The organism is Streptomyces sp. NPDC005151, assembly GCF_053599875.1.
Map to the genome: position 1 here is coordinate 1 of NZ_JBSFYR010000123.1, position 17005 is coordinate 17005.

Annotated in this window: 15 protein-coding genes and 1 riboswitch; of the genes, 12 read left to right on the plus strand and 3 right to left on the minus strand. The window is 68.3% G+C overall.

Features of this window, described 5'->3' with window-relative positions; translation table 11 throughout:
- Nucleotides 1–188: 188 nt before the first annotated feature.
- From ACWD6R_RS36260 to ACWD6R_RS36305, 10 genes are all read left to right on the plus strand, one after another.
- Complete coding sequence (locus ACWD6R_RS36260) at nucleotides 189–797, plus strand: CDP-alcohol phosphatidyltransferase family protein (RefSeq protein WP_266988138.1); 609 nt, start codon at nucleotides 189–191, stop codon at nucleotides 795–797.
- Nucleotides 798–911: 114 nt separating this feature from the next.
- A complete protein-coding gene (locus ACWD6R_RS36265; protein WP_451822640.1) occupies nucleotides 912–3407 on the plus strand; it encodes a sugar phosphate nucleotidyltransferase in 2496 nt (831 codons plus the stop codon).
- Between the two features lie 98 nt (nucleotides 3408–3505).
- Complete coding sequence (locus ACWD6R_RS36270; protein WP_451822641.1) at nucleotides 3506–4426, plus strand: DUF881 domain-containing protein; 921 nt, start codon at nucleotides 3506–3508, stop codon at nucleotides 4424–4426.
- Nucleotides 4423–4755, plus strand: coding sequence for a small basic family protein (locus ACWD6R_RS36275; protein WP_023543062.1), 333 nt, complete (start codon nucleotides 4423–4425; stop codon nucleotides 4753–4755). Before ACWD6R_RS36270 ends, ACWD6R_RS36275 begins: the two co-directional genes overlap by 4 nt.
- A gap of 5 nt (nucleotides 4756–4760) precedes the next feature.
- Nucleotides 4761–5549: a DUF881 domain-containing protein gene (locus tag ACWD6R_RS36280; RefSeq protein WP_451822642.1), complete on the plus strand. Its 789-nt coding sequence runs from the start codon at nucleotides 4761–4763 to the stop codon at nucleotides 5547–5549.
- A gap of 190 nt (nucleotides 5550–5739) precedes the next feature.
- Complete coding sequence (locus ACWD6R_RS36285; protein ID WP_451822643.1) at nucleotides 5740–6513, plus strand: FHA domain-containing protein; 774 nt, start codon at nucleotides 5740–5742, stop codon at nucleotides 6511–6513.
- Nucleotides 6514–6530: 17 nt separating this feature from the next.
- Nucleotides 6531–7274 carry a transcriptional regulator FtsR gene (gene ftsR, locus ACWD6R_RS36290; RefSeq protein ID WP_451822644.1) on the plus strand — a complete coding sequence of 248 codons (744 nt, stop codon included), beginning with the start codon at nucleotides 6531–6533 and terminating at the stop codon, nucleotides 7272–7274.
- Between the two features lie 53 nt (nucleotides 7275–7327).
- Nucleotides 7328–7801 (plus strand): bifunctional nuclease family protein, encoded by a 474-nt coding sequence (locus ACWD6R_RS36295; protein ID WP_037690563.1) that lies wholly within the window; start codon nucleotides 7328–7330, stop codon nucleotides 7799–7801.
- 168 nt (nucleotides 7802–7969) lie between these two features.
- Nucleotides 7970–8587: a MerR family transcriptional regulator gene (locus tag ACWD6R_RS36300; RefSeq protein WP_451822645.1), complete on the plus strand. Its 618-nt coding sequence runs from the start codon at nucleotides 7970–7972 to the stop codon at nucleotides 8585–8587.
- A 58-nt stretch (nucleotides 8588–8645) separates the two neighbouring features.
- A complete protein-coding gene (locus tag ACWD6R_RS36305) occupies nucleotides 8646–10100 on the plus strand; it encodes a DNA polymerase IV (RefSeq protein WP_451822646.1) in 1455 nt (484 codons plus the stop codon).
- On the opposite strand, the gene ACWD6R_RS36310 is transcribed toward ACWD6R_RS36305, so the two are convergent.
- Nucleotides 10025–10405, minus strand: a complete 381-nt coding sequence (locus ACWD6R_RS36310) for a PRC-barrel domain-containing protein (RefSeq protein ID WP_451822647.1) — start codon at nucleotides 10403–10405, stop codon at nucleotides 10025–10027. The genes ACWD6R_RS36305 and ACWD6R_RS36310 overlap by 76 nt on opposite strands.
- Before the next feature lie 101 nt (nucleotides 10406–10506).
- A riboswitch (glycine riboswitch) is annotated at nucleotides 10507–10604 on the plus strand.
- A gap of 193 nt (nucleotides 10605–10797) precedes the next feature.
- Here ACWD6R_RS36310 and gcvP point away from each other — a divergent pair.
- Nucleotides 10798–13683: an aminomethyl-transferring glycine dehydrogenase gene (gene gcvP, locus ACWD6R_RS36315; RefSeq protein WP_451822648.1), complete on the plus strand. Its 2886-nt coding sequence runs from the start codon at nucleotides 10798–10800 to the stop codon at nucleotides 13681–13683.
- Nucleotides 13684–13769: 86 nt separating this feature from the next.
- On the opposite strand, the gene ACWD6R_RS36320 is transcribed toward gcvP, so the two are convergent.
- On the minus strand, nucleotides 13770–13976 hold the full coding sequence (locus ACWD6R_RS36320) for a DUF5999 family protein (protein ID WP_323135913.1): 207 nt from the start codon (nucleotides 13974–13976) through the stop codon (nucleotides 13770–13772).
- A 341-nt stretch (nucleotides 13977–14317) separates the two neighbouring features.
- Nucleotides 14318–14911 carry a hypothetical protein gene (locus tag ACWD6R_RS36325; RefSeq protein ID WP_451822649.1) on the minus strand — a complete coding sequence of 198 codons (594 nt, stop codon included), beginning with the start codon at nucleotides 14909–14911 and terminating at the stop codon, nucleotides 14318–14320.
- Between the two features lie 481 nt (nucleotides 14912–15392).
- On the opposite strand from ACWD6R_RS36325, the gene ACWD6R_RS36330 reads away from it, so the two are divergent.
- Nucleotides 15393–16898 carry a glutamate-cysteine ligase family protein gene (locus ACWD6R_RS36330; RefSeq protein WP_451822650.1) on the plus strand — a complete coding sequence of 502 codons (1506 nt, stop codon included), beginning with the start codon at nucleotides 15393–15395 and terminating at the stop codon, nucleotides 16896–16898.
- Nucleotides 16899–17005: the final 107 nt, after the last annotated feature.

Here is a 17005-nt window from a genome sequence, read left to right on the forward strand (position 1 = left end):
TGGTACTGCAGGGGGGACCCTGTGGGAGAGTAGGACGCCGCCGAACAATTATTCCGGGAAAGCCCCGCACCTCTGGTGCGGGGCTTTTCTGCGTTTACGATGCCCCCTTGTCACCCCCGTGCATCTGCCGGCGAAGGCTGAGGGTAGGGTCAGGGGGCATCATTGGCACGTTCACAGGAGGCCCCCGGGTGGAGGTCCAGGAGACTCGGGTTCAGACGGACCGGGTCCTCACCATCCCCAACATCCTCAGCATGGCGCGCCTAGTCGGGGTACCGCTCTTCCTGTGGCTGATTCTTCGCCCGGAGTTCGGCGGGCCCAAGAGCGATGGCTGGGCGCTGCTCGTGCTGATGCTCAGCGGCATCAGCGACTACCTCGACGGTAAACTCGCCCGCCGATGGAACCAGATCAGCAGCCTCGGGCGGCTCCTGGACCCGGCCGCTGATCGCCTCTACATCCTTTCGACCCTCGTCGGATTGACCTGGCGGGAGATCCTTCCGCTCTGGCTCACGGCGGCACTCCTGGCCCGTGAACTGATGCTTCTCGTGATGGTCGGAATCCTGCGACGCCACGGCTATCCACCACCCCAGGTGAACTTCCTGGGGAAGGCGGCTACGTTCAACCTGATGTACGCGTTCCCCTTGTTGCTGCTCAGCGACGCAAGTGGTTGGCTTGGATCGCTGGCCGCTGTTTTCGGATGGGCGTTCGCAGGATGGGGTACAACGCTCTATTGGTGGGCAGGAATCCTCTACGTGGTTCAGGTCCGCCGACTCGTCAAGGCGGATGCAGTAGCCGATTGAGCTCGTTTGATGCGGTGCCGCGCAGTGTGGCCGGTCCGCGGCTGAACTCTCAGATGTTGCCCTGACGGGCGAAGTCGGCTAAACCGTCGTCTCTTCTAGGAGGACGTTGCCGACATGAAGGCCGTCGTGATGGCTGGTGGTGAAGGCACACGCCTTCGCCCCATGACTTCCAGCATGCCCAAGCCGCTCCTGCCCGTCGCCAATCGGCCGATCATGGAGCATGTGCTGCGGCTGCTGAAACGGCATGGGCTCAATGAGACCGTCGTGACCGTCCAGTTTCTCGCCTCCCTCGTCAAGAACTACTTCGGCGATGGCGAAGAACTCGGGATGGAGCTCACCTATGCCAACGAGGAGAAACCTCTCGGGACAGCCGGCAGCGTAAAGAACGCCGAGGAAGCGCTCAAGGACGACACCTTCCTCGTCATTTCCGGCGACGCGCTCACGGACTTCGACCTGACCGACCTCATCGCCTTCCACAAGGAAAAGGGCGGGCTGGTCACGGTGTGCCTGACCCGAGTTCCGAATCCACTGGAATTCGGAATCACGATTGTCGACGAGGCGGGCCAGGTCGAGCGATTCCTGGAGAAGCCCACTTGGGGCCAGGTCTTCTCGGACACCGTCAACACGGGCATCTATGTCATGGAACCCGAGGTTTTCGACTACGTCCAGGCCGACGTCTCGGTGGACTGGTCCGGTGATGTCTTCCCGCAGCTCATGAAGGAAGGCAAGCCCATCTACGGCTATGTCGCCGAGGGCTACTGGGAGGACGTGGGCACGCACGAGAGCTATGTGAAGGCTCAGGCCGACGTCCTGGAGCGCAAGGTCGACGTCGAGATCGACGGCTTCGAGATCTCGCCCGGTGTATGGGTTGCGGAAGGCGCCGAGGTCCATCCTGATGCCGTGCTCCGTGGACCCGTCTATATCGGGGACTACGCGAAGATCGAGGCCGGTGTCGAGATCCGCGAGCACACGGTCGTCGGTTCGAACGTCGTCGTCAAGACCGGGGCGTTCCTGCACAGGGCCGTGATCCACGACAACGTCTACATCGGCCAGCACTGCAATCTGCGCGGCTGCGTGATCGGCAAGAACACCGACATCATGCGGGCTGCCCGCATCGAGGACGGTGCGGTCATCGGGGACGAGTGCCTGGTCGGTGAGGAATCGATCATTCAGGGCAATGTCCGGGTCTACCCGTTCAAGACCATCGAGGCCGGCGCCTTCGTCAACACCTCGGTGATCTGGGAGTCACGGGGGCAGGCACATCTCTTCGGTGCCCGAGGTGTCTCAGGAATCCTGAACGTGGAGATCACGCCGGAGCTCGCCGTCCGGCTCGCCGGTGCGTACGCCACCACCCTCAAGAAGGGTTCGACCGTCACCACCGCCCGTGACCACTCCCGCGGCGCCCGTGCGCTGAAGAGGGCCGTGATCTCGGCGTTGCAGGCCAGCGCCATCGACGTACGGGACCTGGAGAACGTGCCGCTTCCGGTCGCGCGTCAGCAGACCGCTCGGGGCAGCGCGGGCGGGATCATGATCCGTACGTCGCCCGGGGTGCCGGACTCGGTGGACATCATGTTCATCGACGAGCGGGGGGCAGACCTCTCCCAGGCGGGGCAGCGGAAGCTGGACCGGGTCTACGCCCGCCAGGAGTACCGCCGGGCCTTCCCGGGGGAGATCGGGGATCTGCACTTTCCGTCCAGCGTCTTCGACTCCTACACCGGGTCACTGCTGCGCAATGTGGACACCACCGGGATCTCCGCCGCCGGTCTCAAGGTTGTCGTCGATGCGTCCAACGGCAGCGCCGGGCTTGTTCTGCCCAGCCTGCTCGGGCGGCTCGGCGTGGACGCGCTGACCATCAATCCCGGGCTGGACGAATCACGGCCCACGGAGTCCGCGGACGCCCGACGCTCCGGGCTCGTGCGGCTCGGGGAGATCGTGTCCTCGGCACGGGCTGCGTTCGGCGTGCGCTTCGACCCGGTCGGGGAGCGGCTCTCCCTGGTCGACGAGCGGGGCCGGATCGTTGAGGACGATCGGGCCCTTCTGGTCCTGCTCGACCTGGTGGCCGCCGAGCGGCGCAGCGGCCGGGTGGCATTGCCGGTGACCACGACGAGGGTCGCCGAGCAGGTCGCCGCCTACCACGGCACTCAGGTGGAATGGACGACGACGTCGCCGGACGACCTGACGCGCGTGGGACGCGAAGAAGGCACCATCTTCGGAGGAGACGGACGGGGCGGTTTCATCGTCCCCGAATTCAGCAGCGTCTTCGACGGTTCGGCAGCCTTCGTACGGCTTCTCGGGCTCGTCGCGCGGACCCAGCTCACGCTCAGCCAGATCGATGCCCGGATTCCCCTCGCGCACGTGTTGCGCCGCGATCTGGCCACGCCCTGGGCCGTCAAGGGACTGGTCATGCGTCGGGTGGTGGAAGCCGCCGGGGACCGTGACGTCGACACCACCGACGGCGTGCGGGTCGTCGAGGCGGACGGGCGCTGGGTGATGGTGCTTCCCGACCCGGCCGAGGCCGTCACCCATCTGTGGGCGGAGGGCCCCGACGACGCCTCGGCGCAGGCGCTGCTCGACGAATGGTCGGCGATCGTGGACAGCGCAGGTCAGTGACCTGCCGCGGGTGCGCCGGGAGGTGTCGCGCAGACGCTTCCCGGCGCACGGGTGGGGCCATTCGGCGGTACTAGCTACGGCGTGCGACGATGTGCGGCATGTCGCAGCAGCCCCCCGATCGGAGTACCCCTTCGCCGCCCGCGCGCCCTGACGCGTCCATGTCGCTGCTGACCAATGTGATGGACCACAGCCTGGACGACGGCTACGCCGAGGCCACGGCCAAGCGCAAGGCCGACGGGAGTGCGGCCATGCCCCGCACACTGAAGGCGAAACTGGGCCTCGCGGCGGGCCTTGTACTGGCTGCTCTCGTCGTCACCCTGGGCGCCGCGGAGGCGCGTGTATCGGCGCCGGTCCTCGCCAAGGAGCGCGAGGAGCTCATCGAACGTATCGACACGGAGACGTCGGCGGCCGACAAGCTGGAGTCCCAGGTCGACAAAGCCCGTGACGACGTGGGCGAGCGGCAACGTAAAGCGTTGGAAAAGCATGGCGGGGACCAGGGCCAGCTCGTGGCGCTGCTCTCCGGGGCGACCGCCGTCAAGGGACCCGGTGTGAAACTTGTCGTCGACGATGCCAAGGACACCGACCAGGGCGGCGGCGGACCGCGTGAGACCACTGGTTTCACCGACACGGGGCGGGTGCGCGACCGGGACATGCAACGGGTCGTCAACGGCCTCTGGCAGTCCGGTGCGGAGGCCATCGCCATCAACGGGCAGCGGCTGACGGCCCTGTCGGCGATCCGCGCCGCGGGCGACGCCATACTGGTCGACAACAAACCGCTCGTGCCGCCGTACACGGTGCTTGCGGTGGGGGACGGGAAGCGGCTCAGCACCGCTTTCGAGGACAGTGCCGACGGCCAGTACCTGAGGGCGCTGAAGGACACCTTCGACATCCGGACCAGCATGTCCGTTCAGGACGAGGTGCGCCTCCCGGCTGCGCCCAGCCTCATCGTACGAACAGCAGAGCCGAAGGCCGCAGACACCGGCGGTGGTGCGGCAGACACAGGGAAGGGCACATCGTGATCGCCGTACTGGGCCTCGTCGTGGGAGTCGTGGTCGGACTGTTGGTCCGGCCCGAGGTGCCGGCGGTGGTCGAGCCCTATCTCCCGATCGCTGTCGTGGCTGCTCTCGATGCAGTCTTCGGTGGTCTGCGGGCCATGCTCGACGGCATCTTCGTCGACAAGGTCTTCGTGGTGTCGTTCCTCTCGAACGTCGTCGTGGCCGCACTGATCGTGTTCCTGGGCGACAAGCTGGGTGTCGGAGCACAGCTCTCCACCGGTGTGGTCGTCGTCTTCGGTATCCGCATCTTCTCCAACGCCGCGGCGATCCGCCGGCACGTCTTCCGGGCCTGAGGCCGATGAGCAACGAAGAGCTTTCCCGTGACCAGGGGCGTGCCGGCGAGCAGCAGGCCGACATGCCCGAGCAGCTCACCGGGCGCCAACGGCTGATCGCCGGGCTGTGGCCGCCCCGGGTCACCCGTGCGCAACTCATCGTGGCGCTGCTGCTGTTCGTCCTGGGGCTGGGTCTGGCGATCCAGGTGCGGTCGAACAGTGACAACAGCGCACTGCGCGGTGCCCGCCAGGAGGATCTGGTCCGCATTCTCGATGAACTCGATGACCGTACGCAGCGTCTTGAGGATGAGAAGCAGCGTCTGGACGATCAGCGTACGGAGCTGGAGAACAGCTCGGACCAGGCCGAGGAGGCCCGTAAGCAGACCGTGGAAAAGGAACGGCAACTCGGTATCCTCGCGGGCACCGTGGCGGCACACGGGCCCGGGATCATGCTCACGGTCAACGATCCGGGTGACGCGGTGCAGGCGGACATGCTGCTCGACGCCCTCCAGGAGCTGCGTGCGGCCGGAGCTGAGGCGATCGAGGTCAACGGGGTGAGGGTGGTGGCCAATACGTACTTCTCCGGCGACGGTGGCGCCATCAAGGTCGACGACCGGTCCATCCCCGCGCCGTACGTCTTCAAGGTGATCGGCAAACCGCAGGATCTGGAGCCGGCGCTGAACATCCCCGGTGGGGTCGTGCAGACGCTGGAGAAGGAGCAGGCGACCGTGCATGTGGCGCAGGCGGACGACATCGTGGTGGACGCCTTGCGACCTGCGGAGCGGCCTGACTACGCTCGGTCGTCATCCCGGTGAGGGCGCCGGACACGGGGCTCGGAGGACACGGGCAAGAGGTTGCGGGGGGTCGCCGCATCGTAATGGTGGCGCGTGGTGGAAACTGTCGAGTGGATGCGGACGTTGTGAAGATGTCCGGGTCGGCAGGTGTGTTCATTCAGGGTTCGTCCTGCCCCACGGGCGGGTCTGTTTCGGTCAAGGGGAATCGCCCGTGAAGTTGTTTGCGAAGTTGTTCGGCAAGAGCGCCCGCGATGACGCGGCCCGTCATCGCGCACCGCGCCATGGCCAGGCCGAGGAGCAGGGCACTGATCGCCCGCTCTTCCGTGACGAGGTGTCAGGTCCGGGCGGTGACATTTCGGGTGGAACCGGCGCGTCGTCTGTTGACCCTGCCGGTCCGGGCCGCATAGGTTTCGGGGATCCATCAACCTCAAGTACGGGTGGAGGGTTTGGGTCCATGCCGGTCTGTACGAGGTGCGGCCATCGCAACGCCGAGGCCAGTCGTTTCTGTTCCAACTGTGGTGCGCCGCTTCGGGGAGGCGCGTCTCCGGAGCGTCCTTCGGAGACGACGTCGACCATCTCCATCTCCGGTCTTGAGGCGTACGAGGCAGAGGCTACGGGCCAGACGTCCGTGCCCTCCCTCTCACCGGAGGCCCAGGCCGCCGTCGACGCCCTGCCGCTCGGCTCGGCGCTCCTGGTGGTGCGCCGCGGTCCGAACTCCGGCAGCCGCTTCCTGCTGGACAGCGAGCTGACCACGGCCGGCCGCCACCCGCAGAGCGACATCTTCCTCGATGACGTGACGGTCTCCCGCCGCCACGTGGAGTTCCGCCGGAGCCCCGACGGCAGCTTCACGGTCGGGGATGTCGGCAGCCTCAACGGCACGTACGTCAATCGTGAGCGCATCGACTCAGTCGCGCTGTCCAACGGCGACGAAGTGCAGATCGGGAAGTACCGGCTGGTCTTCTACGCAAGCCAGCGGGGCATCTGACCCGTCAGGGAAGGTCCATGCTGAGAACACCGACGGGCGGTGCCGGTCACGGCACCGCCACCGCCGACGACCGGGCCATGAGCATCGGCACGGTGCTCCTGCAGCTGCGGGACGAATTTCCCGAAGTCACCATCTCCAAGATTCGCTTCCTGGAGGCCGAGGGGCTCGTCGAGCCGCAGCGGACCCCCTCCGGCTACCGCAAATTCCGCCCCGAAGACGTCGAGCGGCTGGCGCAGGTGCTGCGCATGCAGCGGGACCACTATCTTCCGCTCAAGGTCATCCGCGAGCACCTGGACGCCCTGGCCCGCGGCGAGCAGGTGTCCCTGCCGGCCGCGGGCGGTCCACGGGACCTGAGCGACGGTTCCTGGGACGGCGAGTCCTGGCGGGCCACCGCGGCCCGGATCGGGCGTGCAGAGCTTCTGGCCGCCGCCGAGGTCACCGAGAGCGCGCTCGAGGAGTGGGAGTCGTACGGGCTCGTCGCTCCGACGGCGGAGGGTGGCTACGACGCCGAGACGGTGACCGTTGCCAAACTTGTGGCGGATCTGGGTCGATTCGGTCTGGAACCGCGTCATCTGCGGGCGATGCGCGGGGCTGCGGAACGCGAGGCCGGCCTGATCGAGCAGGTGGTCGCGCCTCTGCGCCGACATCGGAATCCGCAGACCAGAGCCCATGCGGAGGCCAAGGCGAAGGAGCTCGCGGAGCTCTCCGTACGGCTTCATTCGGCCCTTGTGCAGACCGCTCTGCGGATCCGGCTCCACTGATCACGGGGGAGCCCGACTACCCAAACCTGCCGAGCACGTCCTAGGGTTGCTGTGTGAACGAGCTCGACGTTGTGGGTGTCCGGGTGGAAATGCCCTCCAACCAACCGATCGTGCTCCTGCGTGAAGTGGGAGGCGACCGGTACCTCCCCATTTGGATCGGTCCTGGTGAGGCGACCGCGATCGCCTTCGCCCAGCAGGGCATGGCTCCGGCCAGGCCGCTGACCCATGATCTCTTCAAGGATGTGCTCGAGGCCCTGGGCCAGGAGCTCACCGAGGTCCGCATCACGGACCTCAGGGAAGGGGTCTTCTACGCGGAGCTGGTCTTCGCCGGCGGGGTCGAGGTGAGCGCGCGGCCGTCCGACGCCATAGCGCTCGCGCTGCGCACCGGCACGCCGATCTACGGCAGTGACGGGGTGCTCGACGACGCGGGGATCTCCATCCCCGACGAGCAGGAGGACGAGGTCGAGAAGTTCCGGGAGTTCCTCGACCAGATCTCGCCGGAGGACTTCGGTACCAACAGTCAGTGACCGTCCAGCAGGGTCGCTGTCAGCGCATTCGACAAGCCTTTCCCGGGAACGGGACACGGCAAACCACCCTCAGGGTGATTATCACTCGGCGTGCCGAGTGTGGCGATCGTTGACGCACCCCAAGCGACTGCCTACCTTCGAGATGGCAGGTCAAGGACGGAGGTCGGCGTGAGAAGCAGCGGCGACGGTACGGCAGCGGGTGGGCCGTACCGGCAGCACGGAAGTACAGCCGACCACACCATCAGGCAACCGGTTCAACCGGCGGCGATGGCGGGGGACGGGGCGGCAGCGGTCGGCGACATCGGCTATCGCGGGCCGACGGCGTGCGCGGCGGCGGGGATCACCTATCGGCAGCTCGACTACTGGGCACGCACCGGGCTCGTCGAGCCGAGCGTGCGGCCTGCCTACGGATCGGGCACGCAGCGCCTCTACAGCTTCAGGGACGTCGTCCTGCTGAAGATCGTGAAGCGCTTTCTCGACACGGGCGTCGCCCTGCAGAACATCCGCACCACGGTCCAGCATCTGCGGGCCCGGGGGTTCCAGGATCTTGAGCGGATGACGCTCATGAGCGACGGCGCGACCGTCTACGAGTGCTCCTCGCCCGACGAGGTCGTGGATCTGCTCCAGGGGGGCCAGGGGGTCTTCGGCATCGCTGTCGGCGTGGTCTGGCGGGATGTCGACGCCGCACTGTCGCAGCTGCACGGCGAGCGGGTGGACACGGGCGAGACGCTGATCGGCAACAACCCCACCGACGAGCTCGCACGGCGGCGCAACCGCGCCGTCTGACGGGCCGCGGAGCGGGGGGCGCGGCGATTGTCAGTGCCGTAGGGCAGCATCGGTTGATGTGAGAGCCGCGCCCACCATCCTGCATCTGGACATGGATGCCTTCTACGCCTCGGCCGAGCAGGCGGCGAAACCGAGCCTGCGCGGCAAACCGGTCGTGGTCGGCGGGCTGGGACCCCGTGGGGTCGTCGCCACCGCTTCCTACGAGGCGCGGCGCTTCGGGGTGCACTCGGCGATGCCGACCGCGCAGGCCCGGCGGCTGGCGCCCAATGCCGCCTATCTGGTGCCCCGCTTCACCCTGTACCGGACGGTGAGCGACCAGGTGATGGGGTTGCTGGGGCAGCTGTCACCACTGGTGGAGCCGCTCAGCCTGGACGAGGCGTTCGTCGACCTGGAGGCCGGTGGGACGGCCGACGACACCGCCTCGGCGCGGGCCATCGGCGAGCAGCTGCGCGACGCCATCAGAGCCGTCACCGGAATCACCGGCTCGGTCGGCCTCGCGGGCTCCAAGATGCTGGCCAAGATCGCCTCGGAGGAGGCGAAACCGAACGGGCTGCTGGTCATCGAGCCGGGGACCGAACGGGTACTGCTCGCCCCGATGTCCGTACGGATCCTCCCCGGCGTGGGCCCCGCCACCGGGGACCATCTGCGGCGGGCCGGGATGACCACGGTCGACGACCTGGCCACGGCCGGCGAGGCAGAGCTCGTACGGCTGCTGGGGAAGGCGCACGGCGTCGCGCTGCATCGCATGGCCCTCGGGTACGACGACCGCCCCGTCGTGGCCGAGCGAGACGCCAAGTCGGTGTCGGTCGAGGACACCTTCGACATGGATCTGCACGACCGGATCCGGGTCAGGACGGAGGTCGAGCGCCTGGCGGACCGATGTGTCCAGCGGCTGCGGGCCGCGGAGCGCTCGGGACGCACCGTGGTGCTGAAGGTGCGCAGATACGACTTTTCGACGCTCACGCGGTCCGAGACGCTCCGGGGGCCGACGGACGACCCCACAGTGGTCAGAGAGGCCACTGCGCGGCTCCTGGAGGCTGTGGACACCACCGGAGGGGTGCGGCTGCTCGGGGTGGGCGTCACGGGGCTCGCCGACTACACGCAGGAGGATCTCTTCGCCCAGGCAGCCGGTGAGCGGGCCGCGCCCGAGGTCCCGGCCCGTGAGGAACTGGGCGCGGGCGGCCACGGGGACGAGCCGGCGGACGGGGTGCAGGAGCAGGAGACCGCCGAACAGCTCGCGGCCCGGCGCTGGCCCGCCGGGCACGACGTATGCCATGACACCTTCGGCCATGGCTGGGTGCAGGGCAGTGGGGTGGGGCGGGTGACCGTGCGGTTCGAGGAACCCGAGTCACCGCCCGGCCGGGTGCGGACGTTCCGAGTCGACGATCCGGAGCTGCAGCCGGCCGATCCGCTCCCGCTGGTGAGTGATCCGGCGGACTACTCGTCCTGGCCGGCCAGCCTGCCGAAGTCCCGGTCCGGGCCCGGCGCGTCGGGCGGCGAGTCCAGACCGTAGTGCCGGTAGAGCTGAAGCTCCTGTTCCGGCGAGAGATGGCGGCCCACGCCGAAGTCGGGCGCGTCCTTGATCAGCGCACGGTCGAAGGGGATCCGGAGCACGTCGTCGACGAATTCACTGGGCTCAAGCGGCACGAAGGCGTCCCTGCTGAACAGTCCGGTACGCACGGCTGCCCACTCGGGTATGCCGGTCGCGTCGTCGAGATACACCTCGTCCACAGTTCCGATCTTGGTGCCCTTACGGTCGAATGCCTTGCGGCCGATCAGGTTGCGCGGATCGATGTCGGTCTGCACGGTCCCTCCCATTGGTCGCGGCTACTCCACAGGCACTACGAAAGTGCAGATTCGGGCTATCGGCCACTTGAGAATTCCGTCGCGAACCCCGCTGGTAGGCTGGTGGTGGCTGCTGACCCCGTGCGGGAGAGTCTTCCGGAGCACATCCGGCAGGCGCCGAAGGAGCAAATCCTCCCCGGAATCTCTCAGGCCCCCGTACCGCACGGACGAGGTCACTCTGGAAAGCAGGGCGGGTTTCGTGGCGGCAGCAGCCGGGCGGATCCCTCCCTCACCGACGGTGAAAGCCGGTATGCCTCAGGGCGCACCGGTGAAGCTCTCAGGTTGAGATGACAGAGGGGGAGGCCGTCCGGGCACCCGCGCCATGGTGCCCCTCGCAGGTCGTGACAGACCAGGAGGCCTCCACCATGACCCCCCGTCGCACTCCGCTCTCCCAGCTGGAGCAGGGCATCCCCTTCGAGCAGCGCCACATCGGCCCCGATGCCGAGGCGCAGGCGAAGATGCTCGCCCAGGTCGGTTACGGCTCGCTCGACGACCTCACCGCGGCCGCAGTGCCCGATGTGATCAAGAGTGCGGAGGCGCTGCAGCTGCCGTCGGCCCGTACCGAGGCCGAGGTCCTCGCCGAGCTCCGCACCCTTGCCGACCGCAACCAGGTGCTCGCCCCGATGATCGGGCTCGGCTACTACGGCACGTTCACCCCGCCGGTGATCCTCCGCAACGTCATGGAGAATCCCGCCTGGTACACGGCCTACACGCCGTACCAGCCGGAGATCTCGCAGGGCCGCCTGGAGGCGCTCCTCAACTTCCAGACGATGGTCGCCGAGCTGACCGGGCTGCCCACCTCCGGCGCCTCGCTGCTCGACGAGGGCACCGCCGCCGCCGAGGCCATGGCGCTCGCCCGACGCGTCGGCAAGGTCAAGGACGGAGTCTTCCTGGTCGACTCCGACACCCTGCCCCAGACCATCGCCGTGATCGAGACCCGCGCCGAGCCGACCGGTGTCGAGGTCGTCGTCGCCGATCTCGCCGCGGGCATCCCCGCCGAGATCGCCGGGCGCGGTGTCTTCGGTGTGCTGCTCCAGTACCCGGGTGCCTCCGGCGCCGTCCGCGACATCAAGCCCGTCATCGAGCAGGCCCACGAGCTCGGCGCGATCGTCACCGTCGCCGCCGACCTGCTCGCCCTGACCCTGCTGACCTCGCCCGGTGACCTCGGCGCGGACATTGCCGTCGGCACCACGCAGCGCTTCGGTGTACCGATGGGCTTCGGTGGACCGCACGCCGGCTTCATGGCCGTACGCGAGAAGTTCGCCCGCAGCCTGCCCGGCCGCCTCGTCGGTGTCTCCGTCGACACGGACGGCAACAAGGCGTACCGCCTCGCCCTGCAGACCCGCGAGCAGCACATCCGTCGCGAGAAGGCCACCAGCAACATCTGTACCGCGCAGGTGCTGCTCGCCGTGATGGCCGGGATGTACGCGGTCTACCATGGCCCCGACGGCTTGCGGACGATCGCGCAGCGCACCCACCGCTACGCCACGATCCTGGCCGAGGGCCTGCGCGCGGCCGGGGTCGACGTCGAGACCGGCGCCTACTTCGACACGCTCACCGTGCGTGTTCCCGGCAAGGCAGCGGATGTCGTGGCCGACGCCCGCGACCGCGGGGTCAACCTGCGTCTCGTCGACGCCGACCGGGTCTCCCTCGCCTGCGACGAGACCACCACGCGTGCGCAGCTCGCCGCTGTCTGGGCCGCCTTCGGCGCCGACGGTGACATCGAGGCGCTGGATGCCGCTGCCGCCGACGCGCTGCCCGAGTCCCTGCTGCGCACCGACGAGATCCTCACCCATCCGGTCTTCCACCAGCACCGCTCCGAGACCGCGATGCTGCGCTACCTGCGCAAGCTCGCCGACCGTGACTACGCGCTGGACCGCGGCATGATCCCGCTCGGCTCCTGCACCATGAAGCTGAACGCGACCACTGAGATGGAGTCGATCACCTGGCCCGAGTTCGGCGCGCTGCACCCGTTCGCGCCGGCCGAGCAGGCGGAGGGCTACCTCACGCTGATCCGTGAGCTGGAGGAGCGCCTCGCCGAGGTCACCGGCTACGACGCGGTCTCCATCCAGCCGAACGCGGGCTCGCAGGGCGAGTTCGCGGGCCTGCTCGCCGTGCGTGCGTACCACCGGGCCAACGGCGACGAGCAGCGGACCGTCTGCCTCATTCCGTCCTCCGCGCACGGCACCAACGCCGCGAGCGCCGTGATGGCGGGCATGAAGGTCGTCGTGGTGAAGACCGCCGACGACGGCGAGGTCGACGTCGAGGACCTCCGCGCCAAGATCGAGAAACACCGCGACGAGCTCGCCGTGCTCATGATCACGTACCCGTCGACGCACGGTGTGTTCGAGGAGCACGTCGCCGACATCTGCGCCGAGGTGCACGATGCGGGCGGTCAGGTGTACGTCGACGGCGCCAACCTCAACGCACTAGTCGGTCTTGCCAAGCCCGGTCGGTTCGGCGGTGACGTCTCGCACCTGAACCTGCACAAGACCTTCTGCATCCCGCACGGCGGCGGTGGCCCCGGTGTCGGCCCGGTCGGCGTGCGCGCCCATCTGGCGCCGTACCTGCCGAACCACCCGCTGCAGCCCACCGCGGGCCCCGAGACCGGTGTCGGACCGATCTCGGCCGCGCCGTGGGGCTCGGCCGGTATTCTCCCGATCTCCTGGGCGTACGTACGCCTGATGGGCGGGGAGGGCCTCAAGCGCGCGACGCAGGTCGCCGTACTCGCGGCCAACTACATCGCCAAGCGTCTGGAACCGCACTACCCGATCCTGTACAACGGCCCGGCCGGTCTGGTCGCGCACGAGTGCATCGTGGATCTGCGGCCGATCTCCAAGGCGACCGGGGTCAGCGTCGACGACATCGCCAAGCGTCTGATCGACTACGGCTTCCACTCGCCGACCATGTCGTTCCCGGTGGCGGGCACGCTGATGATCGAGCCGACCGAGAGCGAGAACCTCGCCGAGCTCGACCGGTTCTGCGACACGATGATCGCCATCCGCGGCGAGGTCGAGAAGGTGGCCTCCGGCGAATGGAGTGCGGACGACAACCCGCTGACCAACGCCCCGCACACCGCCGTCATGCTCGGCGGGGAGTGGACGCACGCGTACAGCCGCGAGACGGCCGTCTTCCCGGCCGGAGTCTCGGCCGCCGACAAGTACTGGCCGCCGGTGCGCCGGATCGACGGTGCGTTCGGTGACCGCAACCTCGTCTGCTCCTGCCCGCCGCTGGACGAGTACGACAACTGACCCACCCGTTCGGGTGTGACGCGGACATGCGTCGGGGCCGGTTCGGAGATCTTCTCCGGGCCGGCCCCATTTTTTACGGGCCGCGGTCAGGCGGCCTTCATCACCCGGCCGGCGTCCAGCGGCCGGTGCGGAGCGATGATCTGTCCGTCCGGGAGCAGCTCACCGGTGTCCTCGAAGAGCAGGACGCCGTTGCACAGCAGGCTCCAGCCCTGTTCCGGGTGGTGTGCCATCAGGCGTGCGGCTTCCCGGTCGGCTGAGTCGGCGGTCGGGCAGGGTGGCTTGTGCTGGCACATGGCTGGGTTCTTTCGCTGCGTTGTAGTGAGTGTCCTGCGGCTCGATGAGGTGTTCATGGCCGCCCCCCGTATCTATCGGTCCGGTTCCAGTGTTGCCCCACGGGCGCCAATCCGCAGGGATTTCGCGGCAGCGCTGCTCCTACTCTCATGACGCATCACCCGGGCGGACGGTTCAACACAACTGCACTGTCCCTTCGGGTGGTTCGGGGTGGCCGGACCGGACTAGTCCGGATGGGACCGGGGGCGCCCCCGCAGTCCCGCGCTGCGTGTCCCGCAGCGCTGTGCCCCGCCACCGGAAACGGCGACGGGGCACAGTACGGCGTGCCGGAGGCGGGACGGGGTCAGGCGGGTGAACCGAGCAGGGGGCCGGGGCCGGGGGTGATGCGCAGGGTCATCACGGGGAGCAGATCGGCGACCCGGTGCGGGCGGTGTGCCGTGATACCCGGTGGGGCGGGAGCCAGCGGTACCAGAAGATCGGTGGGGGCGAGGGTGCCACCCGACGGGTCGGCCTCGATGTCCTCGTGCAGCCACAGCGTCAGCATGTAGAGCTCCGGGATCGACAGCAGGCGGGGCTGGTAGTGGGGTGTCACCGTCTCCGTCTGGCGCAGGGCGAGTTCGGTCGATGCGATGTAAGGGCCCTCGAAGAAGTGCGAGAAGGCCCAGCCGTCCGGGGTGAGCATGGCGTCGGCCGCGGCGACGGCCCGCTCCGAGCTGCGGATCAGGAAGCGCCACGCGGTCAGCCGGGTGCGTGGCGCGAGCCCGCTCGGGCCGATCCGGTCCAGTACATGGACGGGGAGCGGGAGTTCGGGGCTCAGAGGTCCCTGGACGGACCGGAGAGCCGGGGTGCGCGCCTCGAGGACTGCGGTGGGTGAACCGAGTGCCGTGAGGACGCTGCGCAGGGCAGGCGCGGGAGCCGGGGGAACATGAAGCGGCATAGTGGGTCGCCTCTCACTTCGGAGACACGGTGATGCGTGGGCGGGTGCAGACGGCGCTGTCGGCGTGCGGGGCCAGAGGAGGCCGGTGACTGGGCCGGTGCGTCAACTCTCTGCCTCGTCCGCGGAGTTTATACGACACGTGTTCACGCGGTGTTTCCACTAGCCGCCGCAGGTATTGCCGGCAAGGCGGTATCGAGACTTTATTATGCGGAGATTCTGCTGATTCGGGGCGAGCCGCGCAGTCGCCGCCTGGTGTTTTTCCGCAGCCGCGGTAGGCCGAATCACGTCGGCGTTTTCACCACCGCCGGCCGGCAGAAACTGCACCGTGCTGATGCCGTCGGAATGTGCCCGGGACGGCCGCCATCAGATTACTGGGTCCGCGCTGTCCATGGGGGCGTTATGGATCATCTCCCCTGGGCATTATCGATCGTGACGCGAGCGGCCTGGGCCGCGGGCTGCCCACTTGCGGAGGGACGCTTCGATGGGGGAGAAGGTCGTGGCGGGCGCCTTTGACCTGTCCGATCGGCAGAGGTACCGGAGGAAACTCCACCTGTGCCTGGAGGGGCTGGGGAGGCTCCTGGCGGAGCAGAGGTTCGACCGCCCCCGCAACCTCATGGGCATGGAGATCGAGCTCAATCTGGCGGGTTCGGACGGCCTGCCCCGGATGATGAATGCGGAGGTGCTCGAGCGGATCGCGAGCCGTGATTTCCAGACCGAACTCGGGATGTTCAATCTGGAAGTGAACATAGTTCCGCATCACCTGGCCGGTCGTGTTTTCGATCAGCTGGCCGAGGAGCTCAGGACCGGTCTCGGATATGCGCACCGGAAGGCGGGCGAGGTCGCTGCCGGGATCATGATGATCGGAATACTGCCGACCCTCGGCAGCGCGGACCTGGTCGCGGCGAACCTCTCGGACGTGGACCGCTACACGCTGCTCAACGATCAGATAGTGGCGGCGCGCGGCGAGGATTTCGCCCTCGATATCGAAGGCGTGGAGCGATTGGTCTGCACCTCCACCTCGATCACACCCGAAGCGGCCTGTACATCGGTCCAGCTGCATCTGCAGGTCACCCCGGCGCGTTTCGCGGACGTGTGGAACGCCGCCCAGGCCGTCGCCGCCGTTCAGATCGCCCTCGGCGCCAACTCGCCCTTTCTGTTCGGCAGGGAGCTGTGGCGGGAGTCGCGGCCGCCGCTCTTCCAGCAGGCCACCGACACCAGGCCGCCCGAACTGCAGAACCAGGGGGTGCGCCCGAGGACCTGGTTCGGCGAGCGATGGATCAGCTCGGCGTACGAGCTCTTCGAGGAGAACCTGCGCTACTTCCCGCCGCTGCTCCCGATCTGCGACGAGGAGGACCCACTGCGGGTGCTCGACGAGGGCGGCGTGCCGGGACTCCAGGAGCTCGTGCTGCACAACGGTACGGTCTACCGCTGGAACCGGCCGGTGTACGGCCTGGCCGACGGCGTACCCCATCTCCGTGTCGAGAACCGTGTCCTGCCCGCCGGGCCGACCGTCACCGACGTGATCGCCAACTCCGCGCTCTACTACGGCCTGGTGCGGGCGCTCGCCGAGGAGTCCCGTCCGGTGTGGACCAGGCTGCCGTTCGCCGCGGCGGCCGATAACTTCGACACCGCCTGCCGCCGAGGCATCGACGCCGAGCTGGTCTGGCCCCGGCCGGGGCGGTCGGGCGGGCTGACGCGGGTGGCGGCCGTCAAGCTCGTACAGGACGAACTGCTGCCGCTCGCCGCGGCGGGGCTCGACGCCTGGAACATCGAGCCCGCGGACCGCGACCACTACCTCGGGGTCATCGACGAGCGCTGCAAACGGCGGGTGAACGGGGCGTCCTGGCAGGTGGACACGTACCACCGGGGGCTGGACGCCGGGCTCGGCCGGGACGCGGCGCTCGCGGCCACCACCCGCCGGTACGCCGAGTTGATGCACTCCGGCGAACCGGTGCACAGCTGGCCCGTGAGTCTCCCCGTGTCGTAGCCCGGTGGGTGTGCCTCAGAGCCTGTCGGGTGACCTCTGATCGGGCGGCCACGCCCTGGCACGCACGCTTCCCGCGTTGCCGAAATGCCCTAGTAGCTCCTTCCCCA